Consider the following 26,015-nt stretch of genomic DNA (forward strand, 5'->3'; position numbering starts at 1 on the left):
GTCGGATCGCGCAAATGGCATCGAGCGCGGTGGATGGTTGTCTCCGCCACCCCGCAGGAATTGGCATCGATCGTGATTTTCGCCCCGCGATGCCGAGGCCGGAATTGTTCGGGGCGTTGTCGCGCCCCTGGCGTCCTGGCATGATGGGCCATGCCGCAAACGTCCTATCCCCGCTGGTCTCCAGCCGAACTGATCGATGAACTGCGCGAGGCCGCCGAGGAGATCGCGCCTGAACTCAACGGTATCCGGGCAGAGGAGACCCTCGAGGGCGAATCGGCTCAGATGATCGAGGAAATGGCCGAAGCCCTGAAGCGGATCGCCAGCGGCGCGCCTCGGCCTCAGGAGATCGCCCGCGCCGCTTTGGCGGCTCAGACACCACGCATCCCGATCGGACGTCCGCAGCCGACGACGCGCAAGACGCCCAAGACCCGGCGCTGACGGAACGCGGACAGAGATTGCGGTTGGGCATCCGCCGGCTATTCTGAGTTTCGACCCCGATAGACGAGTCGGGTGGAAATCGAGGGCGCTCAATCTCCGGTGGTCTCGATCGATCCGCGCGAGGTAGCGTGAGCGGAGCCGAACTGGTAGATCACCAAATTGTTGCACTGCGGTCTGCGGCGGGCAGGTCGGCCCGATGCGTCCAGCATTTCACGAGGCGATCCATCGAATGTCTGAGCCTGCCGGTGCCCTGATCCATCCGATCATTCTCTGTGGTGGCTCGGGCACGCGGCTGTGGCCGGCCTCGCGCGAGAGCATGCCCAAGCAGTTCACGCCGCTCGTCGATCCCGACACTTCGACCTTCCAGGCGACCGCCAAGCGGCTGGGCGATACCAGCGTGTTCTCCCGCCCCACCGTGCTCACCAGCAGCGATGCGCGCTTCATCGTCGCCGAGCAGCTGCAGCACGCCGGCATCCAGGCCGACATCATCCTCGAGCCCGAGCGGCGCGACTCGGCCGCAGCGGTCGCGGTCGCCACCCTGCACGCCGCGCGTCGCGATCCCGAGAGCGTCGTGCTGATCATGGCCGCCGATCACGTCATCGGCGATACCCTCGCCTTCGTGGCTGCTGCCAAAGCGGCCGCCGCCGGCGCGCGGGCCGGGGCGATCATGACCCTCGGGATCACCCCGACGGCGCCCGCCACCGGCTACGGCTACATCCGCGTCGGCTCTCCCCTGGCAGGGGGCGAGGGCAACCATGCGGTCGAGCGCTTCGTCGAGAAGCCCGACCGCGACGGCGCCCTGCGGCTGATCGACGAGGGGGCCCTGTGGAACTCGGGCTACTTCCTGTTCCGCGCCGACGTGATGCTGGCCGAACTCGACGCCCATGCCCCCGAGATCCTGGCCGCCACCCGCGCCGCGCTGGATGCGGCCGTGATCGACCTCGACTTCGTGCGCCTCGACGCGGCCGCCTTCGGCCGGGCGCCCAAGACCTCGATCGATTATGCCGTGATGGAGCGGACCCGGCATGCGGGCGTGCGCCCCGTCTCGTTCCCCTGGTCGGATGTCGGCACCTGGGACGCGGTCTGGGAGGTGCTCGGGCACGATGCCGACGGCAACGCGGTCCGGGGCCGGGTCGAGACGATCGACACCCGCGGCAGCCTGATCCACAGCGAGGGCGAGCACCTGACGACGGTGGTGGGCCTCGACGACGTGGTCGTGGTGACCACGCCCGACGCGGTGTTGGTGACCTCGAAGGCCCGTTCCGGTCAGGTCAAGGACTTGGTCACGCGCCTGCGCGAGAAGGCGCACCCGGAGGCGGACGCGCATCGGCGGATGTACAGGCCCTGGGGCTGGTACCAACGCATCGACATCGGCGAGCGCTTCCAGGTCAAGCGGATCATGGTGACGCCGGGCGGGCGGCTGTCGCTGCAGAAGCATTTCCACCGGGCCGAGCACTGGGTGGTCGTCAAGGGCACGGCCGAGGTGACGCTCAACGAGTCGGTGGTGCTGGTGCACGAGAACGAGGCGATCTACCTGCCGATCGGCTCGATGCACCGCCTGACCAACCCAGGCAAGATCCCCCTGGAGCTGATCGAGGTGCAGGTGGGCTCCTACACCGGCGAGGACGACATCATCCGCGTCGAGGATATCTACGGACGTTGACCACGTCGCAGATCCTGATCGGCCTTGCCCCGAAGGCGGATGGAAAAGAAGCTATCCGGTGTGGGGATGGCGTTCGGAACCCCATCCCCACACCGTTTTGGGAAGCTTGCGATCTACGGGCCAATGTGCGGTCACTCAGGTGACCGATCGGTGCGGCGCGTCGGACGCCGTTCCATGGCACCCAAGCTGATTCAGGAACGGCATTCCCGCCAAATCCCGAAGCGCGAAGTGGCGTCCCGAGCTTGCTCAGGGACCATCCGCAAGACCTATATTTCGAGGGGATGTCAGTCCTCAGGGATCACTTCGACCGCACCGGTGACCCGCTCGATATCGAGCGAGAGGTGAGCGCGATAGAGGACCTGGGACCCCTCGCCCCGCACGATCGCCAGATAATCCTGTCGCTCGGCATCGACGCTGAATTCCTGCGCGATCTTGGCCATGATCCGAACGAGCTTGGTTCGCACCGCGTCCTCGTCGGACAGTTCGAATCCGACCTTGTCCTTGACGAAATTCGCTCCGTCGTGGAGGTCGATGAAATAGCGTGGCATTGACGATGATACCCGTGGGAATTTATCCCACTCCATGTCGTTAACCTAGGCTGTTCGCGGACCGAGTGCAATCGGTGGTCCATGCTTAGGTCTTCTCCCGGATAGATTTGTCACCTCTGAGGCCGGCGCAAGCGGATGACGGTGTCGCGGTCCTTCGACCGCCCCGGCTCTCGATGGGGACCATCCGGGGCGACGAGAGACAAGGCCGCGGGCATTGCGGTATCACGCCTCACCCACCAACCCTCCCGGTCGCCCGCGCATGTTCTTCCCGCTTTCGAAGCTGCTCTATTTCCTGGTCACGCCGACGAACGCCTTCGTCCTCTTGGTGCTGCTGGGAATCGGCCTCGCGGCGGGCGGCTGGCTCCGGACGGGTCTGTGGATTGGCGGAGCGGGGGGCCTCCTGCTCTTCGTGGCAGGCCTGTCGCCGCTATCCGTCCTCGCGGCCCTACCCCTCGAGGATCGCTTTCCGGCTTTCGTCGAGGACGGGCAGCCGGTGACCGGGATCATCGTCCTCGGGGGAGCGATCGAGACCCGGCTCTCGGCGGATCGCGGACAGCTCCTCCTCAACGATGCGGCCGAGCGGCAGGTGGCAATGGCGGATCTCGCCCGGCGCTATCCTCAGAGTCGCCTCGTCTTCACCGGCGGCAGCGGCAGCATCTCCAGCAGCAAGGCGTCGGAATCGGAAATCGTCGGGCGCTACGCCGACACGATGGGCCTACCGCGGACCCGATTGATCCTGGAGGACCGCTCGCGCAATACCCGAGAGAACGCTCTCTTCACCGCCGCGATGGTGAAGCCCCAGCCGGGTGAGCGTTGGCTCCTCGTTACGTCGGCCTGGCACATGCCACGGGCCGTCGGGTGCTTCCGGCAGGCGGGTTTCGCGGTGACGGCCTATCCGGTCGACTACCGCACGGGCGGCTGGAACGACGTGTGGCGGATCAACGGTTTCGCGTCGGAGGGGCTCTCGCTTCTCGATGTCATCGCCAAGGAGTGGTTCGGCCTCGTGGCCTACCGGCTCGTCGGCTACACCGATGCCCTCCTGCCGGCGCCTCAAGCGTCGTCCGGCGCCGTGGCGGCCGCGCCCAGCCGGTAGATGCCGCGAAAATCGTCTGGGTCTTCCACGGGCTTGCCCTTGCGCAGGATCGCGACGTCGCCCGCCTTGGTCATTCGCACCGCGATCCGGCGGATCGGCTGCATCAGTGGGCTCCAACCGTCCGGCTGCGGCCCGCCGAGTTCCCGGGCCACCTCCGATGGGCAGACGGTCTTGCCGACGCCGCGCTCCGCCACGAGGCGCAGGATCGTCTCGGCGATGAGCGCCTCGGAGGGACCCTTGCCCTCGGGCCGGCCGCCCGGCTTCGCGGCGGCCTTCGGCGCCGGCGCGGGAGCCGGCGTTTTGGGTACCGGAACCTTCGGGGACGAGGTGCGCTGGCGGGTGGGCTTCTTGGGAATCGTCATGGTTTCCATCCCTGCCCTGTCCCGTCGTCTTCCGCCAGCAGGGCCGCACGGATTTGCGAGGCGAATTGCCGGCGCCACATCACCAGCACCACCGCGGTCGTCGTCGCCATGAGCAGCCAGGGGCTCACGAACCAGCCCAGATAGGCCAGGGCGAAGAAGAAAGCCCGCTGCCCGCGGGCAAAGTGGCTGCCGGCGGCGATGTTCATCGCGGCGGCCTTGCGCGCTGCACGGAGCATCTGCTCCGGCGTGGCGTCCGATCCCTTGGGTGGCACGGCGCCGAGGAGGATCGCGCCGTAATTGAACAGCCTGTAGGCCCAGGAGAACTTGAAGAAGGCGTAGACGAAGACGATCGCCAGGCCCGCAACCTTGATCTCCCAGGTCGCCCGCGTGGCGACGGCTCCGAAGGGGAGCGCGCCGAACAGGGTCAGGACGTCGTCGCCCGAGCGCGACAGGGTGAGCACGCCGCCGAGGGCGATGAGGGAGGTCGAGGCGAAGAACGCGGTGCCGTTCTGGAGCGAGGCGTTGATCGTGGTGTCGACGACGCGGTTGTCGCGTCCGATCAGCTGGCGGGTCCATTCCGAGCGCTGGGCGTTCATGATCTGGCTCAGGCTGGTGCGGCGCCCGCGCATCCGCGCCACCGCGATGCCGTAGCCGGCCCAGGCCGCCACGAAGTAGCAGAGGGCAGCGAGGTCGAGATAGGAAAAGTCGACGGTCAGCATCGCGTCCGGTCTCTGGACGGCCGATCGCCGGGCGTCCCGCCCGGGCGCTAGCGCGGATGGCGAGGCCCTGTCCAGCCGGTGCGGGACCGGAAGCCTGTCAGGGCGGACCGCCCGTCAGCGGATCGCGAAGCCCGTCTCCGGGGGTGGCGCCGCGCCTTCGGTCACGGCGAGGTCGGTGACGCGGGCCCCGGGCGGCCCCTGCCGACAGGCCTCCAGCATCCGCTCCACGGCGTCGGGAGGGCCGGAGAACAGGGCCTCGACGGTGCCGTCCGGCCGGTTGCGGACATGGCCGGCGAGGCCCTGGCGGCCTGCCTCGCCCCGCGTCCAGATCCGGTAGCCGACGCCCTGGACGCGGCCGCTGATGATCACTGCGACGGTTCTGATCTCGGGCATCGCAGTCTTGTCCTCGGTCGGATCGGAGAGGGGCTGTCGTTCGGAAGACGAGATACCACGCCGGCGCGCAGACGGAGATGTCCGACCAGTATCCGATGGCCGATTTGCCGGGTGCTCGACGGTTGCGCGCGGGTCAGGGACGAGCGGCGGACGCGTCGAAAGCTTGCGTCAGCCGGCACGCCCGCGCTGCCAGCCCTGCAATTCGGCGCGATACGCCGCCGGCAACTGCGCGGCGGCGGCGGCGGCCAGCACGGATTCGAGGTAGCCGGGGCGCGGGGCGCCGGTGGCGCTGGTGCCGCCGAGATAGATCAGCGCCCGCTTCGAGCCGCCCGGCACCGAGACCGGCTGCATCGCCTTGACGTAGAGGCCCGAGGCGACGCCCTCGTAGCGGTCGAGGGCGGGCACGTCCCCGAGCGCCAAATCCCACAGTATACCAAACACGGTCGCGCGTGGGTCACGCACCACGGAGGCGTAACCCTCGCGCATGATGATGAAACGGTGCCGGTTAAGCCGGCCCTGTCCGATCAGGGTCGAGCGCGGGCAGCGCGCGGCCATCGCGCCGGCATCCATGTTCGCGCCATAGGCGAAGTAGAGGGGCATCGACCCGTCCCTGGACTCGCGACTCGCGGGCGCCCTCCCCCTCGGGGAGAGGGCGCCCGCGAGGTCGGCGAGGCGTCAAGCGAATTCGAGGATGACCGCGTCGACCGCGAGGCTGTCGCCTTCCTTGGCGGCGATCTTGGCGACGGTGGCGTCGCGCTCGGCGCGGAGCACGTTCTCCATCTTCATCGCCTCGACGATGGCCAGGGGCTCGCCGTTCTTCACCTCCTGGCCTTCCTTGACCAGGATCGCCTTGACGAGGCCGGGCATCGGGCAGAGCACCTGCTTGCCCGAGCCGGCATCCTCCTTGACCGGCATCAGCGCGGCCAAGGCCGCCTCGCGCTGGGTGTAGACCCGGGCCTCGGCCGCGGCGCCGGCGTGCTGGAGGGCGACGCCGTTGAGGAGGCCGCGGACCTGCATGGCGACGCGGGTGCCGCCGATCTCGCCCTGCCAGACCGGCTCGCCGGGGCGCCAGTCGGAGGAGACCGGCCAGGTGGCACCGTCGGCACCGGTGACGATCAGGGTGCCGCCGACGGCGTCGACGGTGACCGGATAGGATTCGCCCGCCAGCACCACGACGCGGTCGCGCTCGAAATGCAGCAGGGCCGGATCGCGCATCTGGCCGGAGATGCCGCGCTTGCGCTGGTTCAGCTTGTGGTCGATGGCGGCGGCGGCCGCCGCCATGCGCTGGGCGATCTCGCCCTTCGGCTCGGGGGCGACGAATCCGTCCGGGAATTCCTCCGCGATGAAGCCGGTGGAGATGTTGCCCGAGCGCCAGCGCGGATGGGCCATCAGCGCCGAGAGGAACGGGATGTTGTGGCGGATGCCGTCGATGGCGAAGGCGTCCAGTGCCTCGCCCTGCGATTCGATGGCCTCGGCCCGGGTCGGGGCCCAGGTGACGAGCTTGGCGATCATCGGATCGTAGTGGATCGCGATCTCGCCGCCCTCCTCCACGCCGGTGTCGTTGCGCACGATGGCGCCGCCGAACCGGCCCTCGGCCGGCGGCCGGTAGGTGGTGAGGCGCCCGATCGAGGGCAGGAAGTTGCGGGTCGGGTCCTCGGCGTAGACGCGGCTCTCGACGGCCCAGCCGTCGAGCTTCACGTCCGCCTGGGCCAGCGGCAGGGCTTCCCCGGCCGCGACCCGGATCATCAGCTCGACGAGGTCGAGGCCGGTGATCATCTCGGTGACCGGATGCTCCACCTGCAGGCGGGTGTTCATCTCGAGGAAGTAGAAGGACTTGTCCTGGCCGGCCACGAACTCGACGGTGCCGGCGGAATCGTAGTTCACGGCCTTCGCCAGGGCCACGGCCTGCTCGCCCATCTTCCGGCGGGTGGCCTCGTCGAGGAGCGGTGACGGCGCCTCCTCGATGACCTTCTGGTTGCGGCGCTGGATCGAGCACTCGCGCTCGCCCAGGTAGATCACGTTGCCGTGCTTGTCGCCGATCACCTGGATCTCGATGTGGCGCGGATCGGTGATGAACTTCTCCACGAAGACGCGGTCGTCACCGAAGGACGAGGCGGCCTCGGACTTGGCGCGGGCGAAGCCCTCCGCCACCTCGCCGGACGAGTGGGCGATGCGCATGCCCTTGCCGCCGCCGCCGGCGGAGGCCTTGATCATCACCGGGTAGCCGATCTCGTCCGCGATGGTGACGGCGTGCTCGGGGCTCTCGATCACGCCGAGGAAGCCCGGCACGGTCGAGACCTTGGCGGCCGAGGCCGCCTTCTTCGATTCGATCTTGTCGCCCATCGCCGCGATGGCACCGGGGTTCGGACCGATGAAGACGATGCCGGCGGCCTCCAGGGCGCGCGGGAAGGATTCGCGCTCGGACAGGAAGCCGTAGCCCGGATGCACGGCCTGGGCGCCGGTCCGCTTGCAGGCGTCGATGATCTTGTCGATCAGCAGGTAGGACTGCGCGGCCGGGGCCGGACCGATATGCACCGCCTCGTCGGCCATGGCGACGTGCACGGCATCGCGGTCGGCATCCGAATAGACCGCCACGGTCTTGATGCCCATGCGGCGGGCGGTCTTGATGATGCGACAGGCGATTTCGCCACGGTTCGCGATCAGGATCTTGTCGAACATCTTTCCGCGCACTCTGGTCCGTCAGGGAACATGCGGCGTCTCAACAAACGCCCAAGCTCGTTCCCGTTAAAGCAGTTATGCGGCTTCGGGAAGCTGATCGAACCGGGGCGGCGGCCGGTTTATGCGGGTGCGCCGCCGACATTCTGACGGTGCATCGCACCATCTCATTTTGAATTCGAAATATCGGGCCGACGACCGGGGTGCGCGGGCCTTCAGGCGGCCAGCAGCTCCCGGGACCGGTCGTGCGCGGCGGTGGCGCGGTTGGCCGCCAGGGCGAAGGCGATGAGGGTTTCGTCGCTGGCCTGGGCCTCGCGCACGACCTCGCGGGCGATGCGGGCGGCGAGGCGGGTCGGGCCGCTGCCGGCGCGCAGGGAGCCGACGAGCCAGGAGGCGACGCCGCCGTCGATGTAGCCGGTGGGACGCTCGCCCCAGACCGCGAAATCCACCACGGACGCGACGAGGTACTCGCCGAAGGCCGGATCGGCACTGGTGACGATGCGCTCGAGGGCGATCAGCATGTCGGCCTCGTCGCGGCAGACGAAGCCGTCCGGGAGGACCTCGCGCGTCAGGGCCAGGACATCCTCGGCGGTGATGCGGTCGGCGGCGACGATACGGTTACAGAAAACCTGAAGCGAAAGGTTGATCATGTCTTGATGCCTCCCCGGCTTTATCTTGGCCGGTCTGTGTCCCTGTCGATGGTTCGACTATGCAGGACGGCATCGTTCAGGCGGTTAACGGGCAAATCTGAATCACTGTTCAGGTTAAAGCCTGCTCACGAATGAGCCTTTCGAAAAGATGACGGCAACAGGGCCGGGCGGACCGCGCTCCGGGCGTCGGCCTCGGGCGAGGTCCCGGGCGCGACCCCGGATGCGCGGCCGAACCTCCCGGGTCAGACGATCCGCATGTCCAGGCGTCCCTCGTCGTCGCGGAAGACGTCGTAGGTCACGCGGTCGCTCACGGTGTTGCCCTCGCCGAAGATGAGCACCCGCGGCTTCTGCGCGATCACGTCGTCGACGGTGCCGTAGGTCGCGGAGGCGATGATGACCTCGTCGCCGACTTGGCAGGTGCGGGCGGCGGCGCCGTTGAGGATGCAGCAGCGCGAGCCTGCCGGCCCGTAGAGGACGTAGGTGCTGATCCGGGCGCCCGACATCTTGTTCCAGATCTCGACGAATTCGAGCGGATCGAGACCGACCTCGCGGCAGAACTCCGCGTCGAGGGTGATCGAGCCGTGATAGTTCAGGTCGGCACCCGTCACCCTGAGGCCGTGCAACTTGGCGCGGACGAAACTCTGCATCGCTCTGGCTCTCTCCTGGTGCGGCCGCGTTGTTAACCGGCGCCCGGGGGTGACGCCAGATCCCTCCGGTGCAACCGATGCGCGTCGTAGCCCACCGGAAGGCGCAGCCCGCGGGCGCGGGCGCCGTTCGCAGCGCTCAGGCGAGCGGGCGCGGGCGGCTCAGGCTCGCGATCCAGTCGCGCAGGTGGTCGGCGGCGCGTTCGCCGACGATCTGGCCGGGCGGGAGGCGGATCTCCTCGCGGAATTGTCCCGGGGCCAACCCGTAGGCCGCCTTGAAGGCCCGCGAGCCGTGGCTCGGCGTGGCGAATCCGAGATCCCAGACCAGGGCCAAGATGCGGACGTCGCCGCCGTGGCGCAGGATGCCCGCACGAAGCCGTGCGACCCGGCGCCGGACAATCTCCCGGCCGACCCCGCCCACCGGCGCGAAGGCGCGGTAGAGCGAACTGCGGGACATCCCGGAGCCGGCGGCGACCGCCTGCACGTCGAGGTCCCGCCGGCCCAGATGGGCGTCGATGAAGAGCAGCGCCCGCAGCCGCCGGGCCGCCTCGGCATCGTCGGCGTCCCCGTCCTCCCACGCCGGCGGGCCGGCGGCGTGGCGCAGGAGGCCAGCGATCAGGCGGCTCCCGCCCTGGCCGGCATCGGCCGAGTCCGCCATGCCCCGCGCCAGCGACAGCACCGCCTCGGCCAGGGCCGGGAAGGCCTCGCGACGCAGGACGCGCCCGTGCAGGCCGCGCAGGTCCGGCACCGTCGCCTCGACGACGTCGCGCGGCAGCGAGACGGTGACGTAGTCGGCATCGTACAGGACCGTGCGCTGCGGCTGCGTCGTATCGAAGAGGACCGCGTCCCCGGCGGCGAGCAGCCGCTCGTGGCCGGGCGCGCCCGCCAGCATCCGGCCCGAGCGCAGCACCTGCACGTTGACGTGTTCGAGGTCGTCGCGTTGGACGCGCGGGACTTCGCGCTGGTGCACGGCCCCGGCGATCTGCCGGTCGAACAGCAGCAGGCCTGCGGTGCGGCGGCCCCGGACGGCCGCCTCGAACCGGTCACCGATCCGCGTGACCGTCGAGCCCACCGCGTAGAGATCGTGATAGGCTCCGAAATCATCCGGCGCGGTCCGGGGCAGGACGGCCCCGCCGGACTCGACCCTGACCGGGCCGGGATCGTCCAGGAGACGGGACCGCCGCGCCGGGGCGGACGACTGGCGCTCCGGTGATACTGCCTGCATCGTCATCCTCGGGCGCCCTGCGGCTGCCGGCGGGGCCGGGAACGCCGGGTCCGGCATTCGCCAGTCTCGGTCCTGTAATGCCCGGACCTGCAATGCCCGGACCTGCAACGCCTGGACTGGCTCACGCGGACCTGCCTCCCCTGGGCTTGGCACACGCCAGGGTCGCGGACACGCCACGTCTTCGTGAGTGCGTCCGGGCACCGCCGCCGCGCGGCGGGGGCCTGCGAGCCGGCCCCGGGGGGCGCGCCGTTCCCGGCCCGCCCGGTCCCGTCCCCGACGCGCGAGCCCGCCGAAAACCGGGCTCGGCGGGTCCTGCGCGGGCGGGGTCAAGCACAGGCGGAGTCTTGTGAAAGCGGGGTCTTGCGTAAGCGGGACCGAGCGCGCATCCCAACAGGGCGATCGCGCGCCAGACGCGATTCATCGGCATCCTTGCCGTCGCGTGGCCGCGGCGGGTCGGCTGCCCGCGGAGGGACCACCGTGACGACGCTGTACGTGAGCCATCCGTCCGCCCTCGACCACGCCATGCCCGAGGGGCATCCGGAGCGGGCCGACCGCATCCGGGCGGTGGAGCGGGCCCTGGAGGACGAGCGCTTCGCCGGGCTGGTGCGGGGCCAGGCCCCGAAGGCCGAGGCCTCGGTGCCGACCCTGGTGCATCCGGTGCCCTACGTGCAGGCGATCATCGAGGCCGCCCCGACCGAGGGATACGTCCAGATCGACGGCGACACCCTGCTCTCGCCCGGGACCATCGAGGCGGCCCTGCGCGGGGTCGGCGGCGCCGTGCACGCGGTCGACGCGGTGATGAAGGGCGAGTGCGCCAACGCCTTCGTGGCCATGCGGCCCCCGGGCCACCATGCCGAGCGCATGACCGCGATGGGGTTCTGCGTGTTCAACAACGCCGCCATCGCGGCGCGCCACGCCCGGGTGGCGCACGGGGCGAGCCGGGTCGCGATCGTCGACTGGGACGTCCATCACGGCAACGGCACCCAGGACATCTTCTGGGACGACGGCACGGTGATGTACGCCTCCACCCACGAGATGCCGCTCTTCCCCGGCACGGGCGCGGTCTCGGAGCGGGGCAACCACGACACCATCGTCAACGTGCCGCTGCGGGCGGGCGACGACGGGGAGACCTTCCGTGAGGTCTTCGAGGCCGGAATCCTGCGCCGTCTCGACGCCTTCGCCCCCGACCTCGTCATCATCTCGGCGGGCTTCGATGCCCACCACCTCGACCCCCTCGGCCACGTCGACCTCACGGAGGCCGATTTCGGCTGGGCGACGCGCCGCCTGATGGCGTTGGCGGACCGCCATGCCGGCGGGCGCGTCGTCTCGGTGCTGGAGGGCGGCTACAGCCTGAAGGGGCTCGGCCTCTCGGTGGCCGCCCACGTGGATGCCCTGATGGGGCGCTGAGCGCTCAGGCCACGGGCTCGAGGGCGACGGAGGGATCGTCGGCGGGGTCCGCCATCGCGACGGCGATCTCGAACAGCAGCAGGTCGATCAGCCGGCGCATCACCGGCGTCCCGGCATTCTCGATGACGGCGCGGGCCGCGATGCAATGGGCGGCGAGGACGTCGAGGGCTTCGCCGTTCGGCGACGGGATCGCGGTGGCCATGGTGGGTTCCTTCGAGGGGCGCGTCAGGCGGCGAGGTAGGGGTAGGTCGGGAAGAGGACGCTCTCGGTGCGGCCCGTGAGGGCGCGCAGGCGCGCGAGGGTCCGTTCATCGAAGCCGGCGGTCGCCGCGATGATGTCCTCGCCGCCGATCGATTGCGGCAGGCCCAGCGGCTGGGCCCGGAAGTGGAGCTGCACCACGTGCAGCAGGTAGAGGGTCGGCATCTGCAGCACGAGCCGGCGCACGCCGTTGGCCAGCCCCCACTCGACGATGCCCGAGAGCAGGGCGAGGGAGACCGGGTTCACCGCCTTGCCGCGGCCGCGATGGGACCGGGCGACGGCCTGCCGGGTCCATTCCCAGGTGTCGTGGCCGCGGGGCTGCGCGCCCTCGCAGAGCTGGGGCAGCACGTCGGAGAGCAGGTGCGGCCGGGTGGTGGGCAGGAGCCGGCTGTAGCCGATGACGCGGCCCGCCTCGAGGGCGAGGAAATGCACCGCGTGGGGCGTGTCGAACTGGTCGATCTCGCGCCCGTCCGGCCGGGCGAGGTCGAGCCAGCGCTTCTCCTCGACGAAGACTGCGTGGCGCAGGCGCCAGGCTTGTTCCATTTCTTCGCGAAAACAGTATTCGTTCGCAGGTGTCACGATCTGGATCATGTCAAAACCTCCGGTTCGAGGCCGGTTCTGTCATGATCGTGACCGTCACAAACCTACGGGAATCCGTAGGGTCAGGCGTGGCGGCGTGCCGAGGCGGAGGCGTGCGCGCCCTCCGACGGGCGCGGCGTCAGCTGATCAGCCCGCGCCGCAGGGCGACCGCGACCGCCTGGGTCCGGTTGGTGGTGCCGAGCTTGGTCCGGGCCGAGCGCAGGTGGAAATCGACCCCGTGGGTCGAGATGCCCATCACCTCGCCGATCTCCCAGTCGGTCTTGCCCTCCGCCGCCCATTGCAGGGCCTCGCGCTCGCGCGGCGCGAGCCGGGCGGCCCGCGCGGCGCCGTCCGAGCCGCGCAGCCGCAGGAGGTGCCCGAAGGCGTAGGTGGCGATGAGGTGGATCATCGGGCGGTCCGCCGGGCTGATCGCCATGTGCTCGCCGGAGAGGCTGAACCCCGCCACGTCGCCGTCGAGGGTCATCAGCGGCACCGTGATCCCGTCGCGCAGGCGGAACTCGCCCGCCTCGTCCATGACGCGCCGGGCGGCGGGATCGTCGCCGAGGCGCCCGGCGAGGTCGCTCCAGGCGAAGGGCACGGTGCTGTCGGAAAGGTGCCGCACGGTGGGATCGTGGAAGGCGTAGCCGCGGGCGAGGTAGCGCCGGCCCCATTCCTCCGGGAAGGTGTTGACGAGGACGTGCCCGTTCTGCTGCCGGGCCGGCGTCCCCTTGCGCGGGACCGTGCCGGCCATGGCGTGCGCCACCCCGTGGGCGGCGAATTCCGAGACCAGGAGGCGGCCGACCTCCTCCGTGTTCCCGGTGCGGTCGAGCGACCGCAGGAAGCCCAGCGTCTGATCCAGCGCCCTGCGCGTCATGGCTCTTCCGGCATCGTCGCCCCCGCCGGAGTGAATGCCGGATAACTCTAGATTGTCAACGCGATGACGGCCGAGTCGCGGCGCCTCAGCCGAACAGGTCGACGGTGGTGAAGCCGCGCGCCTCCAGCCGCTCGGCCAGCACCCGGCGGTGGCAGCGCTCCGGCTCCCGCTCGAAGCACAGCAGGCAGATCGGGCTGCGGCCCGCCAGGGCGGAGAGTTCGTCGAGGGCGAGCCCGCCATCGGCGGTGTCGAGCACCTCCTCGCAGTAGATCCGCCGCATCAGCGCGGCATCGTCGGCGCGGGCGGCCTGACGGCCGGCCTTGGGCGTGCCGAGGGCGCGGGCATGGGCGTAGCCGATGCCGGCCTCCTCCAGGCTGGTGCGCAGGGCGTTCTTCGAAAAACCGCGCTTGCGGGAATTCGCCACGGCGCGGACATCCGCCAGGGTCCCCACCTGTGCGTCCCGCAGGGCGGCGATCAGGCGCTCGGGATCGAGCCCTTCGTACCCGATGGTGAACAGAACCTTCACGACGCCCTCCCGTGGCTCGAACTCGCAGGCACGGCCTGCACTTAGGGGGTGGAGCCCATGGGGGCCAGCGTGGATGCCCGGCCCCTATGTGGCTCGCGCGACACGGCTTCCCGAATTCCGCCGCATTGGCGTCAAAGGTCTGTTAACCGCGGCCGGGCCATCCCTTAGCCATTGGTAACGTGTCACTTCTGGTGGGTCGGGCGACGATGCGGCTGAGGAACGGGACTGCCCCGGCACGTCGAATTCAGCGTGCGAGCCTGACGGCCCTGCGCACCGGATTGCGGCGCGGTGCGGCCATCGCCGTGCTGTCGGCCCTGGCCGCCTGCTCGGGCACCACGGATTTCTACCCCACCAAGGGCGATGCCAAGCCCCATCCCGGCGTGGCCCGGGCCAAGCAGCACCCGGTCCAGGGCATCGACATCTCCAAGTGGCAGGGCCCCATCGACTGGATGTCGGTGCGCGCGGCCGGCACCCAGTTCGCCTTCATCAAGGCGACCGAGGGCGGCGACCACGTGGACGAGCGCTTCCGGGCGAACTGGGACGGCGCGGCCCAGGCCGGGGTGCCGCGGGGCGCCTACCACTTCGTATTCTGGTGCCGCTCGGCCCAGGACCAGATGGCCTGGTTCAAGAAGAACGTCCCCAACGATCCGACCGCCCTCCCCCCCGTCCTCGACGTGGAGTGGAACGGCCATTCGCAGCTCTGCCCGAAGAAACTGCCCAAGGCCCAGGCCCTGTCGATGATCCGCTACATGCTCGACGAGATGGAGCGCTACACCGGCAAGCGCCCGATCATCTACACCGACATCACCTTCCACAAGGACGTGCTCGAGGACGAGCTTCCCGACTACCCGCACTGGGTCCGCTCCACGGCCGCCGAGCCGGAGCAGCGCTACGTCAAGCGCAAGTGGATGCTGTGGCAGTTCACCTCGACCGGGCGGGTGCCCGGCGTGCGCGGCGACGTCGACCGCAACGCATTCTACGGCACCCCCGCCGAGTGGGCCTCGTTCCTCTCGACGGATTGCGACCCGCGCGAGCACCGCACCCTCGCCGATCGCGGCCTCTGCACCGGCAAGTAGGCCCGGCAAGTAAGGTAGACCCGGCGCTGCGGCGCCGGGCTCGCGGGAACCCTCAGGCTCCGGCGCCCATCACGGTCGCCATCACGGTCCCGTAATGGCAGGCCGTGGCGGCCAGCACGAAGGCGTGCCAGATCGCGTTCTGGTACGGCAGGCTGCGCCAGACGTGGAAGATCACCCCGAGGGAGTACAGCACGCCGCCCGCGGCGAGCATCCAGAGGGCATCGGCGCCGAGCCGGCCGATCACCGCGTCGTAGGCGACGACGCCGCTCCAGCCGAGGGTGAGGTAGAGCCCGATCGAGGCGCGGTCGTAGCGGCCGGGCAGGAGCAGCTTCAGGGCGATGCCGATCGCGGCCACCAGCCAGACCGTGCCGAGCAGGCTCCAGGCCGGCAACCCGTCGCCCACCAGGGCCACGAGGGGCGTGTAGGTCCCGGCGATCATCAGGTAGATCAGGGCGTGGTCCGCGCGGCGCAGCAGCCACTTGCGCCGGGAGACCGGCCACATGTTGTAGGTGGCCGAGACGCCGAGCATCGAGACGAGGCCGGCGGCGTAGATCGTGACCCCGGCGCGCTCCAGGAGCGAGAGCGGCGAGAGGGCGGCGATCACCACGATGGCGATGGCTCCGGCGACGCCGAGGGCGACGCCCACGACGTGCACGGCGCCATCCGCCAGGATTTCTTTCCGGGTGTAGTTCCAGGTCACTCCCGTTGGGCGTCCGTCGTCCGCTAATAGCATCGCCGACCTCCGGTATTTCTGGAGAAGCTACGCTTCAACCTGTTGCCGCGTTCCCCGCGACAACTACGGAGTTGGAGCCATCAACAGGAATCTCTTCGGGTGAGATCTAGCCCGGAAGGATGTTGGGGTAGCGACTCGCGATGGCGACGGCCCAGACGGCACCGAGCAGTCCCGTCAGGCCGAGGGCCAGCCAGGCATGTCTGCCGTGACGGCGCGTCGCAGGGGGCCGGTTCGAACCGGCGGCGGGGGCCGGCCGGGTCTCGGGGAGGGTCGGCTCGGAAGCGGGCGTGCGCCGGGTCTGGGTATCCTGCATGCAGGGGTCGTCCTCTCGCAGTTCAAGGGCGTCGGAAAAAGCGGGCCTCAACGGCCGGGGCCTTTTCGGGACGGGGGTCGAACGTGCGGGGACGCGGGTGGTTCGCTGCGGTGCGGTCGCGATGTGGGGAGGCGCACATGCCGGGACGGGGCAGTCCCGTCCCTCGGGCGGCCCGTCCCTCAGGCCGTCCGTCCGGAGAGGGCTTCGTAGCCGAACGGGGTCGAGGGGCGTCCGAGCGCTGCCGGGACGGCGGCCTGTCCGGCGCGGCGGGCATGCACCGTCGCCATGGTGAGCACCGCCATGGCGAAGACCTGGTGCGAGAGTGCCGCCCAGAGCGGGACCGCGAGCAGCAGGGTGGTGATGCCGAGGGCGGCCTGGGCGACCACGAGGCCGGCGATGCCGGTCGCGCGGCGGGCCGTGCCCGAACCCGGCCGCGTCCGGCGGGCGTCGAGGGCATGGACCAGCGCGACGGCGAGGAGCAGGTAGGCGGTCAGGCGGTGGTTGAACTGCACCAGGGCGAGGTTGTCGACGAAGTTCTCGATCCAGGGTGTTCCGGCGAAGAGCTCCGCCGCCGGCGGCACCAGGTGCCCGTCCATGGTCGGCCAAGTGTTGTAGAGAAGGCCGGCCTTCGACCCGGCGACGAGACCGCCGAGGAAGATCTGGACGACCACGAGGGCCATGATCGCGACGGCCGTCCGGCGCAGGCGCGGCGGGTCTGCCTCGGCGGCCGCGTCCGGCGCGCGCAGGCCGGCGGCGAGCCAGACCAGCCCGGCCAGGATCAGGCTGGCGGTGGTGAGATGCAGGGCGAGCTTGAGCGGGGCCACGGCGGTCATGCCGGGCTGCAGGCCCGAGGCGACCATGATCCAGCCGATCGCCCCCTGGAGTCCGCCGAGGATACCGAGGCCGAGCAGGCCGAGGCCAAGGCGGCGGGTCAGGGCGCCGCGCCACCAGAACCAGAGCAGGGGCAGGAAGAACACCAGCCCGACGACGCGCCCGAGCAGGCGGTGGCCCCATTCCCAGGCATACAGGACCTTGAAGTCCGACAGCCCCATGCCCTGGTTCAGGATACGGTACTGGGGCGTGTCGCGGTACTTGTCGAACTCGGCGGCCCAGGCCTCGGCCGAGAGCGGCGGGACCGCGCCCGTGACGGGACGCCACTCGGTGATCGAGAGTCCGGAGCCGGTCAGGCGCGTGGCGCCGCCGACGGCGACCATCCCGACGACGAGGGCGGCCAGCAGGTAGAGCCAGATCCGCACGCCCCGCTGTCCGGGTTTCACGCCGGTCGCCTGATCGCCTGATCGCACCACGGTCTTCCTCGCATCCCGTCCGGGCGCCGCTCGGCGCATCACGGATGGATGCGGGTTAAGCGAGGTAGGCGCTGTGGGCAACGCTCAGCGGCGACGCACCGCCCGGCGCAAGGCCGTCGGCATCGAGTTCCCGCTGCCGGGCGAGCGCGAGCATCTCGAGTACGGCGATGACGATCCAGGGCCCCGCGATCCCGATGAAGAACGTCATGCGTCCGAATCCTCCCGAGCCCGCGTGCATCGATGCCGCGCGCACGACGGATGATAGGTCACGCGTTGGGTTGTGCAAGGCGCGAACGCACGCTGCACGGACCGGTCCGCCTTCACCGGAGGGTGAGGACGAGCTTCCAGGCGAGGAAGGCGAGGACGCCGGCGCCGAGGCATCGGCGCCAGGGATTGACGCCGCGCACCACCTCGTCGACGGCCCACCAGGCCAGGGCGATCCCGCCGACGACGCGCAGGGTCGGGCCGATCCGGCCGCCGGGCCCGTCGAGCCAGCCGACCGCCGCGCAGGCGATGAAGATCAGGAGCGGCGCGTTCGGCCACTGCCCGATCGTGATCGCCCCGGTGCGACGGTCACGGAAGAACCAGTCGATCGCGTTCAGGTCGGGACCCCGCTCTCGGCCTTCCGCGCCGGGGCGCAGATCTGCGGGGAGACCTTGTCGAGGTGCTCGCAGGCATTGCGCAGGTACCAGGTCCGCAGCTCCGGCTGGCCGGGAGCCACGTACATGGCGACGAGCACGAAGGCGACGGCGCCGACGATGATGAGGGTGAGAAGACTACGCATCGGGGCAACTCCCAGGACGGGTCCGGCGCCTCATCCCTCCACCCGCCGCTTCCGGTGATCCGTCGGGGGAAAGCCCCGGCGGGTCCAGGACAAAGAAACAGCCCGCGCGCCGATCACGGCATGCAGGCTGTGTAAGCTTGGGAGGATCGAGAGGCTGTTGAGACCTGCCTGACAACGGCGGCCTGCGGCGACGGTTCCCGGGCGTCACGCGGGAAATCGCGTCAGGCCGCCTCGAACAGCGGCACGATGCGCATCCCCGGCACCAGGACCAAGCCCTTGTCGGTGATGCGGATCTCCGGGATGACCGAGAGCGGGATGAGGTTGAACCCCATATAGGGAATGCTGCACCCGGCCCGGTCCCAGGCCTCCTTCAGCACCCGCACCTCCTCGGCCACGGCGGTGACGCGCTTGTCCGACAGGAGCCCCGCCACCGGCAGCGGAACCAGGGCGACGACGCGGCCGTCCTCGACCACGCAGACACCGCCCTGGATCGCGCTGAGCGCATCGAGGGCGACGCGCATGTCGGCCTCGTTCAGGCCAGCGACGATGACGTTGTGCGAATCGTGACCGACGCTGCTCGCCACCGCGCCGCGCGTCAACCCGAAGGCGCGCAGCAGGCCGTGGGCGACGTTTCCGGCCCGCCCGTGGCGTTCGATCACGGTGACGAAGCAGAGGTCGTTGGCGGCCAGCGTCGCGGGCCAGTCCGGCCCGGGGACGAGGTCGACGATCTCGTGGGTGAGTTCGATGCCCGGCAGCGTGGTGCGGATCGCGTTGATCCGGCACGGGCCTGCGGGCAGGTCCGGGATCAGGGCGGGCAGCGGGTCGGGCAGGTGCATGGTGGCGTAGGCCGGCGCCGGATAGCGATAGGGGCGCGACAGGGCGGCGTCGAGCAGCGGCGTGATTCGGCGGTTCTCGACCACCAATTCGCCGCCGTACCAGGTGGACTGGGGCACGAGGTCGTCGTCGAGCAGCACGAGGTCGGCCCGACGGCCGCCGCCGAAGCCGCCGATCTCGCCGTCGAGACCGTAGCGGGTCGCCGGATGCAGCGAGCCCATCGACCACGCCTGCACCTTCGGGATGCCCATCCGCACCGCCTCGCGCACCACCCAGTCGAGCCCGAAGGCCAGGAGATCCTGCGCGTCGCGGTCGTCGGTGCAGACGCAGATCCGCTTGGCCGCGGCCCCGTAGTCCAGGATCGTGCCGATGGCCTTGGGCAGGCTGTGCCAGGGAGTCGTCGGCGGACCGCCGCGCAGGTAGATCCACACGCCCGCCTCGAGCAGGTCGTCGGCGATGTCGCGGTCGATGGCCTCGTGCGTGTCGGTGACGCCGCTGGCGGCATAGGCCGCCACGAAATCGCGCCCGTAGATGTGGCCCGAGACCGGGCGCCCGCGCTCCAGGGCCGCCTGGACGATGGCGTGGGCGCGGGGATCGCCCTCGCAGACCGCGACGAAATCCATCTTCTCGCCGAGGCCGATTGCCTCCGGCCAGGCGTCGAACAGGGCCGCGATCTTGGCCGCGTCGAGGTCGCCGCCCGCCGTCTCCAGTTCGGGCGAGGTCGCCGGCACCGTGCTCGGCACGGTGAGGTAGATGTTCAGCGGCGCGGCGCGGGCATCCTCCAGCATCCAGGCGATGCCGTCCGTGTCGAGCACGTTGCCGATCTCGTGGCTGTCGCAGACGATCGTGGTGGTGCCGTTGAGGAGCGCGGCCTCGGCATAGGTGCAGGCCGTGACCATGCTGCTCTCGATGTGTAGGTGCGGATCGACCAGTCCCGGCGCGAGCAGGCCGCCGGCGAGGTCCTGGCGCGGCGCGCTCCCACGATAGCTGCCGGCCGGCTTGACCGCGGCGATGCGCCCGCCGGCGATCCAGACCTCGCGGTCCGGCAGGAGACGCTCGGAATAGGTGGAGAGCAGGCGGGCGCCAGTGAGGACGCGATCCGGCTCGGCCCGGCCCGAGGCCACGGCCGAGAGGTGTCGCGTCATCCGGCTCAAAGGCTCGACGGAAAAGCGCGTCAGCGGTCGCGTGTCGGTCATGCGGTCTCCCGGGTCCTCGGGGGCCGGCCGCCCGGCCCCTGCCGCGCTCCGGCGCACGCATCGTGCCAGAGCACGGCCCCGGGCGACAGGCGGCCCGCCTGGGGAACAGAGGGAACGGGGGGCGGGGAACAGGGGGCGGCGGGACCGGGGCCCGGAGAGGCGCCGGGTTGCCAAGCCGGCGCCGCGGCACCATTTAAGGGCTATGCCGATCGCGACCCTGCGTCGCTCGATCGGAGACGGCCACGAGGCCGGGCCTGGGTGACGCCGGATGTACGCGCACCCGCCCCGCCCCTCCGTGGCCGTCGACGTCTCTCCCCCGTTCCTGCAGTTCGAGCATCGTCCCGTCATGGCCAAGCGTACCAAGTCGAAACCGCAGGAGCGCGGCTCCGTCCTGTTCGACGTCGTCTACGACGACGAGTCCCGCGCCTCGAACCGGCGCGTGCCCATGGAGATCCTCGGCGGGCTCGACGGCGACGAGCCGGCCCGCCAGCTCATCGAGGACCAGGACCGGGCCATCTCGGAGAAGTCCGGCCGACCCCTGCGGGCGATCCGCAGCCTGACCCGCTCGCCCGCCCGCGTCTCCACGGCCTCCGACGAGTAGGCGCCGCACGCGGCCCCGCCCTGCCCCGCCGCCCGGTCCACGGCCCGGGGCGGCGGCCATCGTCGCGCGGACGCCCGTGCGCTCAGGCCTTCTTGAGGAACTCGGTCCTCAGGACGAGGCCCTTCACCTTCTCGGCGTTGCACTCGATCTCGGACGGATCGTCCGTCAGGCGGATGTTCTTGACGAGCGTTCCGCGCTTGAGGGTGGTCGAGGTGCCCTTCACCTTCAGGTCCTTGATCAGCGTCACCGAATCGCCGTCGGCGAGGGTGGTGCCGTTCGCATCCCGTACGGGGTCCATGGCCGGGCCTCAGCGCTCGGCCGGCACGTAGGGGCGGCCCGCATCGACCAGGGCCCGGTCGACCGCCTCGATGGCGAGCAGGATCCGGGTCAGGTCTTCGGCCGCCGAGGGCGCCGCCACCTCGCTGGCGCCGATGCGCCGTGCGAGGGCGCCGCGCTGGCGGGCCAGGCTGGCCCGGGCCAGGTTCATGGTTTCGATCTCGTCCGACGTCATCGTGTCCTCGCCCCTGCGGCCGCCCCGGAGGGCGTGGGTGAGCGATGCGGTCTTTGCCCCGCCGATGCAACAGCGCCGTGCGCTCCGGCCCCCTCGACGGGGTACGGCGCGCACGGCGCGGGTGGGGCACCGGGCGCCCGCCTCGGGGCGCCCGGCCTGATCGGGTTAAACGCGGCTCACTTGGTCTTCACCGCGCCGTCCGGTCCGATCTTGATCTCCTGCTCGCGATCCGTGAGGGCGACCTTGATCTCGTACTCGACGGCCTTGCCCTCGCGCTCGACCTCGGCCTCGTAGGCCTTGCCGCCCGGGGCGTTCTGCTCGGCCAGAGCGATCGCGTCCTTCAGCGAGACCTTCGCGTTCTGGAAGTCCGCCGGCTTCAGGCGGGTGAAGTAGCGCTCGATCGGCTGGTTCTCGGTCTTGTAGAGCTCGCCCGTGTCGGCGTTGATGCCGTATTCCACCAGCTTGCCGCTCGGGTAGACGACCTTGATCGCGTAATGCGCCGGGTTCTTGCTGTCGGCCTTCTCGAAATCGGCGTCGATGGCGCGGCCGCCCTTCTCGTCGCCCTTGGCCTCGGCGGTGGCGATCGCCTGGGCCAGGCTGGTCTTGGCCGACTTGGCGACCTGCCACTCCTTGAGGTTGTCGTTCTTCTGGGTCGCTTCGGTGGCGGTCGCGGCGCGGCCGGTGTTCTCGGGGTTCTTGGTCAGGTCCGGGTTCTGGGCCAGGGCGGCCCCGGCCGTCAGGGCGAGGAGGCTGGCGGCGGCGGCGAGGCGGAGGGGAAGGCGAAGGGACATGGCGGGTCTCCCGTTTTCGGGTTGGTGTTGCCAGTCCTGAACGGCCAAAGCGCGGTTTCGTTGCGCTGCGGGAACACCCGGCGATCGCTATTTTTGCACCGGAAACGAAGGATATCGGCGCTCAGAACAGGGCGCCCTGCGCATCCTCGTCGCTGGAGCGCGGCTGCGCTGCGGGCGGCGCCTCCCGCTCGGGCGCCCCCGCCTGCGGGTGCGTCAGGGGCTCGATCAGATCCGGCTCGTCGATGCGGGCGTTGTTCACGCGGGCGCCGACGGGGTCGAGGGTGAGCCATTCGTCCGGGCAGGGGCGGCACAGCTTCACCGCCGCGTCCGGCTCGGTGGCGCGGGTGTCGAGCCAGGCCTCGATGGAATCCGGCGCCAGGATCACGGGCATCCGGTCGTGCACCGCCGCCATCGTGCCGTTGGCATCCGTGGTGACGATGGCCGCCGTGTCCACCTCCGAGCCGTCCGCCCCGAGCCAGTTCTCCCACAGGCCCGCGAGGGCCATCGGCGCCCGATCGGCGCGGCGGATCATGAAGGGCGTCTTGGTCGCGGTCCGGCCCGTCCCCTCCCGGCGCCACTCGTAGAAGCCGTCCGCCAGGAAGACGCAGCGCCGATGGCGCAGGGCGCCGCGAAAGGTCGGCTTCTCCCGCAGGGTCTCGGACCGGGCGTTGATGACGAGGGGGAACGCCTTCGGGTCCTTGATCCAGCTCGGCCACAGGCCCCAGCGCACCAGCCGGAACTGGCGCCGCCCGGCCTCGGACAGCACCACCGGCACCGGCTGCGTCGGCGCCACGTTGTACCGGGGCGGGAAGTTCGGCAGCTCGGGATAGCCGTAGAAGGCGCGGAAGATCTCCGGGGCCTGGGCGATGAAGAAGCGTCCACACATGCGCGGACGATCGGCAAATCCGGCCCGATGAGCAAGGCCCGAAGAGCGTGGTCCGAAGAGCGAGGCCTGAAGAGCAAGCCTCGATCGGGTGAGGGTCCGGTGCCCCCGGAGATACGGCTCCCGGGGGGAGCGGCCTCAGGCGGCGAGGACGCTCGCGAGGAAGCGGCCGACCTCCTGGCCGAGATGATCGGACTGGCGCGAGAGCGCCGAGGCCGAGGCCAGCACCTGCGCGGCGGCGGCACCCGTCTCCTCGGCCGCTCCCGCCACGCCGGCGATGTTGGCCGTGACCTCGCCCGTGCCGGTGGAGGCCTGGGCGACGTTGCGCACGATCTCCTGGGTCGCGGCGCCCTGCTCCTCCACGGCCGCCGCGATGGTGGTCGCCACGGCGCTGATCTCGTCGATCCGGCCCCGGATGGCGTCGATGGCCTGCACGCTCTCGGTGGTGGCGCCCTGGATGCGCGCGATCTGCGCGCTGATCTCGCCGGTGGCCCGCGCGGTCTGGCCGGCGAGTTCCTTCACCTCGGTGGCCACCACGGCGAAGCCCCGGCCCGCCTCGCCGGCCCGCGCCGCCTCGATGGTGGCGTTGAGGGCGAGCAGGTTGGTCTGCCCGGCGATGTCGGAGATCAGCTTGACGACGTCGCCGATCCGCGCGGTGGCGCCGCTGAGTTCCTGCACCAGGGCGGCGGTCGCGCCGGCCTCCCGCACGGCCGCACCCGCGAGCTCGGCGGAGCCCTGGACCTGCCGGCCGATCTCCTGGACCGACGAGCCGAGTTCCTCGGCCGCCGCCGCCACGGTCTCGACGTTGGAGGCCGCCTCCTCGGCGGCGGCCGCCACCGAGACGGACCGGCCGGCGGTCTCGCTCGCGGTGCCGCTCATCGCCTGGGCGGTGGCCTGCAGCTCGCCCGCGGCCCGGCCGACGGACTGCACGATGCCGCCGACCGCGCGCTCGAATCCGTCGGCCATCTCCTGCATCGCCCGGCGGCGCTGGGCCTCGGCCCCGGCCCGGGCCAGGGCCGTCTCGCCCTCCAGGGCCTTCATGCGGATCAGGCCGTCCTTGAAGACCTGGACCGCGTCGGCGATGCGGCCGATCTCGGTGCCGGTGCCCTGGTGCGGGACCGCGACGGTGAGGTCGCCGGCGGTGAGCGCCCTCATCGGCCGCACCACCGAATCGATGCCGCGGGTCACGCTGCGGATGATCAGGGTCGCCAGCAGGGCCGCGAGGGCGACCGCGACGGCCAGGGCCGCCAGGGCGAAGGATCGGGTCTGCGCCGTCAGGGCGACGCCGTCCGCCTCCGCCTGGGCGGCACCGGCATCGTTGATCTCGATGAGCTTCTCGAGGGCGGTCGAGGCCCGCCGCCGCGGCTCGACGCCCTCGGCGAGGTAGAGGGCATAGGCCTCGCCCTTCGGGGCAGTGCGGGCGGCGGCGACGATCCGGTCGGCCACGCCGAAGAAGGTGGCCACCTCGCGCTCGAAGGCCCGGAAGTGGCCGCGCTCCGTCTCCGAACTGATCAGGCGCTCGTAGCTCTTCGACAGGGTGCCGATCTGGTCACGGCGCTTGGCCATGTCGGCCTGGATCTTGGCCTGGTCGGCGTTGTCGACGGTCTGGGTGACGCGCAGCAGACTCGTGGTGTAGCGGGCCAGGGCGACGTCGATCCGGCCGCTGGCCTGGATGCTCGGGAGCCAATTGGTCTGGACGTCGGTGAGTAGTGAATTGATCCGCCCGACACCGGACATTCCGAGCCAGCCAATTGCGACGATAAAGAAAGTGATGATCGAGAAGCTGGCTACCAAACGGGTTCGGATCGTCAGGGTCTTCAGGGGCATGGAACCGCTCCGCGGACGTGCGTCCGCCCTTCGGAGCACGCCAATCGCGGGCACGTTACCTCGGCATCCTTAACGGGATGCATCGAATACTTGCTACAGCCAGCGTTTCCAGCGGAAGAACACGTAGGGGAGCACGGCCGCCACGACCATCATGACCACCGCCATCGGGTATCCGAACCCCCAGTCGAGTTCCGGCATCGCCTTGAAGTTCATGCCGTAGATCGACGCGATCAGGGTCGGCGGCATGAAGACCACCGCCATGACCGAGAACAGCTTGATGATGTTGTTCTGCTCGAGGTTCACCAGCCCGAGGGTGGCGTCGAGGAGGAACTGAATCTTCGAGGACAGGAAGGTGGCGTGCTCCTCCAGGGATTGCAGGTCCCGCAGGGTGGAGCGGACGTCCTCGCGCAGCTCGCGCGGCGCCTTGGCGGTGCGGTAGGTCGCCGAGAGCGAGAGCAGGATGCGCTCCATGGAGACGAGGCTCTCGCGCTGCTTCGAGATGAGGTCGCCGTGGCGCCCGAGCGCCCGGAGCGTGTCCTGCAGGGCGGTGTTGCGGGCGCTCGGGTCCTCCTTCTCCTCGAAGATCTTGCCGGAGAGCCGGTCGATGCGCTCGCCCTGGAGCTGGAGCACGTCCGCCGCCCGGTCGATCACCGTCTCGATGAGGCCGGCCAGGATGGTCTCGCCCGAGGGCACGGCGGAGGGGCCGTTGCCCGTGGAGCGGCCGGCCCGCTGGGTATACATCCGGAAGGCCTGCGGCTCCTCGTAGCGCACTGTGACCAGGCGGTTGCCGCGCAGGATGAAGGTGATGCCGGCCAGCCCCGGCTCCTCGGATTCGCTGACCTTGCTCAGCACCCGGCCGGTCATGTAGCGGGCCCCGTCCTCGACGTAGAGGAGCTCGGAGGGCTCGATGTCCTTCATCTCCTCGCGGGTCGGCACCGAGATGCCCATGAAGACCTCGACCTTGAGGTCCTCCTCCCGGCTCGGCCGCACCATGTCGAGCCAGACGGTGTCGTCGGGGATCGGCTCCTGCAGTTCGAGGGAACGGCGCTCGAGCAGGGTCTGCCCGGCACCGGCGACCGGCTGGTGGATGAAGATCACGCGGGA

The 26,015-nt window shown here is 70.4% G+C and carries 32 protein-coding genes; 6 read left to right on the forward strand and 26 right to left on the reverse strand.

Going from position 1 to position 26,015, the window contains the following annotated elements; genetic code table 11:
• Positions 1 to 150 precede the first annotated feature (150 nt).
• Positions 151 to 438: a hypothetical protein gene (locus ACXJY8_RS11545; RefSeq protein ID WP_463768990.1), complete on the forward strand. Its 288-nt coding sequence runs from the start codon at positions 151 to 153 to the stop codon at positions 436 to 438.
• Between the two features lie 229 nt (positions 439 to 667).
• Entirely contained in the window at positions 668 to 2,101 is a 1,434-nt protein-coding gene (locus ACXJY8_RS11550; protein WP_463768992.1) for a mannose-1-phosphate guanylyltransferase/mannose-6-phosphate isomerase, read from the forward strand.
• A 284-nt stretch (positions 2,102 to 2,385) separates the two neighbouring features.
• On the opposite strand, the gene ACXJY8_RS11555 is transcribed toward ACXJY8_RS11550, so the two are convergent.
• On the reverse strand, positions 2,386 to 2,685 hold the full coding sequence (locus tag ACXJY8_RS11555) for a DUF6894 family protein (RefSeq protein ID WP_463768994.1): 300 nt from the start codon (positions 2,683 to 2,685) through the stop codon (positions 2,386 to 2,388).
• 223 nt (positions 2,686 to 2,908) lie between these two features.
• On the opposite strand from ACXJY8_RS11555, the gene ACXJY8_RS11560 reads away from it, so the two are divergent.
• Positions 2,909 to 3,742 (forward strand): YdcF family protein, encoded by an 834-nt coding sequence (locus tag ACXJY8_RS11560; protein ID WP_463768996.1) that lies wholly within the window; start codon positions 2,909 to 2,911, stop codon positions 3,740 to 3,742.
• On the opposite strand, the gene ACXJY8_RS11565 is transcribed toward ACXJY8_RS11560, so the two are convergent.
• From ACXJY8_RS11565 to ACXJY8_RS11600, 8 genes are all read right to left on the reverse strand, one after another.
• A complete protein-coding gene (locus ACXJY8_RS11565; RefSeq protein ID WP_463780549.1) occupies positions 3,700 to 3,960 on the reverse strand; it encodes a DUF3253 domain-containing protein in 261 nt (86 codons plus the stop codon). The two genes, ACXJY8_RS11560 and ACXJY8_RS11565, sit on opposite strands and share 43 nt — an antisense overlap.
• A gap of 140 nt (positions 3,961 to 4,100) precedes the next feature.
• Positions 4,101 to 4,823: a DUF599 domain-containing protein gene (locus tag ACXJY8_RS11570; protein WP_463768998.1), complete on the reverse strand. Its 723-nt coding sequence runs from the start codon at positions 4,821 to 4,823 to the stop codon at positions 4,101 to 4,103.
• A 114-nt stretch (positions 4,824 to 4,937) separates the two neighbouring features.
• Complete coding sequence (locus tag ACXJY8_RS11575) at positions 4,938 to 5,216, reverse strand: acylphosphatase (protein ID WP_463769000.1); 279 nt, start codon at positions 5,214 to 5,216, stop codon at positions 4,938 to 4,940.
• Between the two features lie 168 nt (positions 5,217 to 5,384).
• On the reverse strand, positions 5,385 to 5,816 hold the full coding sequence (locus ACXJY8_RS11580) for a gamma-glutamylcyclotransferase family protein (RefSeq protein WP_463769002.1): 432 nt from the start codon (positions 5,814 to 5,816) through the stop codon (positions 5,385 to 5,387).
• Between the two features lie 75 nt (positions 5,817 to 5,891).
• Positions 5,892 to 7,895, reverse strand: coding sequence for an acetyl-CoA carboxylase biotin carboxylase subunit (locus ACXJY8_RS11585; protein ID WP_463769004.1), 2,004 nt, complete (start codon positions 7,893 to 7,895; stop codon positions 5,892 to 5,894).
• Positions 7,896 to 8,107: 212 nt separating this feature from the next.
• Positions 8,108 to 8,542 carry a hypothetical protein gene (locus ACXJY8_RS11590; protein ID WP_463769006.1) on the reverse strand — a complete coding sequence of 145 codons (435 nt, stop codon included), beginning with the start codon at positions 8,540 to 8,542 and terminating at the stop codon, positions 8,108 to 8,110.
• Between the two features lie 242 nt (positions 8,543 to 8,784).
• Positions 8,785 to 9,189, reverse strand: coding sequence for an aspartate 1-decarboxylase (locus ACXJY8_RS11595; protein WP_463769008.1), 405 nt, complete (start codon positions 9,187 to 9,189; stop codon positions 8,785 to 8,787).
• Between the two features lie 136 nt (positions 9,190 to 9,325).
• Entirely contained in the window at positions 9,326 to 10,411 is a 1,086-nt protein-coding gene (locus ACXJY8_RS11600) for a helix-turn-helix domain-containing protein (RefSeq protein WP_463769010.1), read from the reverse strand.
• 477 nt (positions 10,412 to 10,888) lie between these two features.
• On the opposite strand from ACXJY8_RS11600, the gene ACXJY8_RS11605 reads away from it, so the two are divergent.
• Positions 10,889 to 11,818 (forward strand): histone deacetylase family protein, encoded by a 930-nt coding sequence (locus ACXJY8_RS11605; protein ID WP_463769012.1) that lies wholly within the window; start codon positions 10,889 to 10,891, stop codon positions 11,816 to 11,818.
• A 4-nt stretch (positions 11,819 to 11,822) separates the two neighbouring features.
• Here the strand turns inward: ACXJY8_RS11605 and ACXJY8_RS11610 are convergent, their stop codons facing one another.
• The 4 genes from ACXJY8_RS11610 to ACXJY8_RS11625 all read right to left on the reverse strand — a co-directional run bounded on the left by ACXJY8_RS11610 (position 11,823) and on the right by ACXJY8_RS11625 (position 14,046).
• On the reverse strand, positions 11,823 to 12,020 hold the full coding sequence (locus ACXJY8_RS11610) for a hypothetical protein (RefSeq protein ID WP_463769014.1): 198 nt from the start codon (positions 12,018 to 12,020) through the stop codon (positions 11,823 to 11,825).
• A gap of 23 nt (positions 12,021 to 12,043) precedes the next feature.
• Complete coding sequence (locus ACXJY8_RS11615; protein WP_463769016.1) at positions 12,044 to 12,667, reverse strand: acyl-homoserine-lactone synthase; 624 nt, start codon at positions 12,665 to 12,667, stop codon at positions 12,044 to 12,046.
• A gap of 127 nt (positions 12,668 to 12,794) precedes the next feature.
• A complete protein-coding gene (locus tag ACXJY8_RS11620) occupies positions 12,795 to 13,529 on the reverse strand; it encodes a helix-turn-helix transcriptional regulator (RefSeq protein WP_463769018.1) in 735 nt (244 codons plus the stop codon).
• 85 nt (positions 13,530 to 13,614) lie between these two features.
• On the reverse strand, positions 13,615 to 14,046 hold the full coding sequence (locus ACXJY8_RS11625; RefSeq protein WP_463780551.1) for a DUF488 domain-containing protein: 432 nt from the start codon (positions 14,044 to 14,046) through the stop codon (positions 13,615 to 13,617).
• Positions 14,047 to 14,261: 215 nt separating this feature from the next.
• Here ACXJY8_RS11625 and ACXJY8_RS11630 point away from each other — a divergent pair, with 215 nt between their 5' ends.
• A complete protein-coding gene (locus tag ACXJY8_RS11630; protein WP_463769020.1) occupies positions 14,262 to 15,131 on the forward strand; it encodes a glycoside hydrolase family 25 protein in 870 nt (289 codons plus the stop codon).
• A 52-nt stretch (positions 15,132 to 15,183) separates the two neighbouring features.
• Here ACXJY8_RS11630 and trhA read toward each other — a convergent pair whose 3' ends face one another.
• The 7 genes from trhA to ACXJY8_RS11665 form a co-directional block, all read right to left on the reverse strand.
• On the reverse strand, positions 15,184 to 15,864 hold the full coding sequence (gene trhA / locus ACXJY8_RS11635) for a PAQR family membrane homeostasis protein TrhA (protein WP_463769022.1): 681 nt from the start codon (positions 15,862 to 15,864) through the stop codon (positions 15,184 to 15,186).
• A 106-nt stretch (positions 15,865 to 15,970) separates the two neighbouring features.
• Positions 15,971 to 16,177, reverse strand: coding sequence for a hypothetical protein (locus tag ACXJY8_RS11640; protein ID WP_463769024.1), 207 nt, complete (start codon positions 16,175 to 16,177; stop codon positions 15,971 to 15,973).
• Positions 16,178 to 16,356: 179 nt separating this feature from the next.
• Complete coding sequence (locus ACXJY8_RS11645) at positions 16,357 to 17,523, reverse strand: COX15/CtaA family protein (protein WP_463780553.1); 1,167 nt, start codon at positions 17,521 to 17,523, stop codon at positions 16,357 to 16,359.
• A 16-nt stretch (positions 17,524 to 17,539) separates the two neighbouring features.
• Positions 17,540 to 17,692: a hypothetical protein gene (locus tag ACXJY8_RS11650; RefSeq protein WP_463769026.1), complete on the reverse strand. Its 153-nt coding sequence runs from the start codon at positions 17,690 to 17,692 to the stop codon at positions 17,540 to 17,542.
• Between the two features lie 112 nt (positions 17,693 to 17,804).
• Positions 17,805 to 18,086: a hypothetical protein gene (locus ACXJY8_RS11655; RefSeq protein WP_463780556.1), complete on the reverse strand. Its 282-nt coding sequence runs from the start codon at positions 18,084 to 18,086 to the stop codon at positions 17,805 to 17,807.
• Positions 18,083 to 18,268 carry a hypothetical protein gene (locus ACXJY8_RS11660; protein WP_463769028.1) on the reverse strand — a complete coding sequence of 62 codons (186 nt, stop codon included), beginning with the start codon at positions 18,266 to 18,268 and terminating at the stop codon, positions 18,083 to 18,085. Before ACXJY8_RS11660 ends, ACXJY8_RS11655 begins: the two co-directional genes overlap by 4 nt.
• Before the next feature lie 221 nt (positions 18,269 to 18,489).
• Complete coding sequence (locus tag ACXJY8_RS11665) at positions 18,490 to 20,298, reverse strand: adenine deaminase (protein WP_463769030.1); 1,809 nt, start codon at positions 20,296 to 20,298, stop codon at positions 18,490 to 18,492.
• Between the two features lie 346 nt (positions 20,299 to 20,644).
• On the opposite strand from ACXJY8_RS11665, the gene ACXJY8_RS11670 reads away from it, so the two are divergent.
• Positions 20,645 to 20,899, forward strand: a complete 255-nt coding sequence (locus ACXJY8_RS11670; RefSeq protein ID WP_056211374.1) for a hypothetical protein — start codon at positions 20,645 to 20,647, stop codon at positions 20,897 to 20,899.
• Between the two features lie 82 nt (positions 20,900 to 20,981).
• Here the strand turns inward: ACXJY8_RS11670 and ACXJY8_RS11675 are convergent, their stop codons facing one another.
• The 6 genes from ACXJY8_RS11675 to ACXJY8_RS11700 all read right to left on the reverse strand — a co-directional run bounded on the left by ACXJY8_RS11675 (position 20,982) and on the right by ACXJY8_RS11700 (position 26,009).
• Positions 20,982 to 21,197, reverse strand: a complete 216-nt coding sequence (locus ACXJY8_RS11675) for an alkylphosphonate utilization protein (protein WP_463769032.1) — start codon at positions 21,195 to 21,197, stop codon at positions 20,982 to 20,984.
• A 9-nt stretch (positions 21,198 to 21,206) separates the two neighbouring features.
• Positions 21,207 to 21,410 (reverse strand): hypothetical protein, encoded by a 204-nt coding sequence (locus ACXJY8_RS11680; protein ID WP_463769034.1) that lies wholly within the window; start codon positions 21,408 to 21,410, stop codon positions 21,207 to 21,209.
• Positions 21,411 to 21,586: 176 nt separating this feature from the next.
• A complete protein-coding gene (locus tag ACXJY8_RS11685; RefSeq protein ID WP_463769036.1) occupies positions 21,587 to 22,201 on the reverse strand; it encodes a PepSY domain-containing protein in 615 nt (204 codons plus the stop codon).
• 121 nt (positions 22,202 to 22,322) lie between these two features.
• A complete protein-coding gene (locus ACXJY8_RS11690) occupies positions 22,323 to 23,087 on the reverse strand; it encodes an SOS response-associated peptidase (RefSeq protein ID WP_463769038.1) in 765 nt (254 codons plus the stop codon).
• A 135-nt stretch (positions 23,088 to 23,222) separates the two neighbouring features.
• Positions 23,223 to 24,911 carry a methyl-accepting chemotaxis protein gene (locus tag ACXJY8_RS11695; RefSeq protein WP_463769040.1) on the reverse strand — a complete coding sequence of 563 codons (1,689 nt, stop codon included), beginning with the start codon at positions 24,909 to 24,911 and terminating at the stop codon, positions 23,223 to 23,225.
• A 93-nt stretch (positions 24,912 to 25,004) separates the two neighbouring features.
• Entirely contained in the window at positions 25,005 to 26,009 is a 1,005-nt protein-coding gene (locus tag ACXJY8_RS11700) for a magnesium transporter CorA family protein (RefSeq protein ID WP_055953169.1), read from the reverse strand.
• Positions 26,010 to 26,015: the final 6 nt, after the last annotated feature.

The organism is Methylobacterium sp. TK31 (assembly GCF_055361545.1).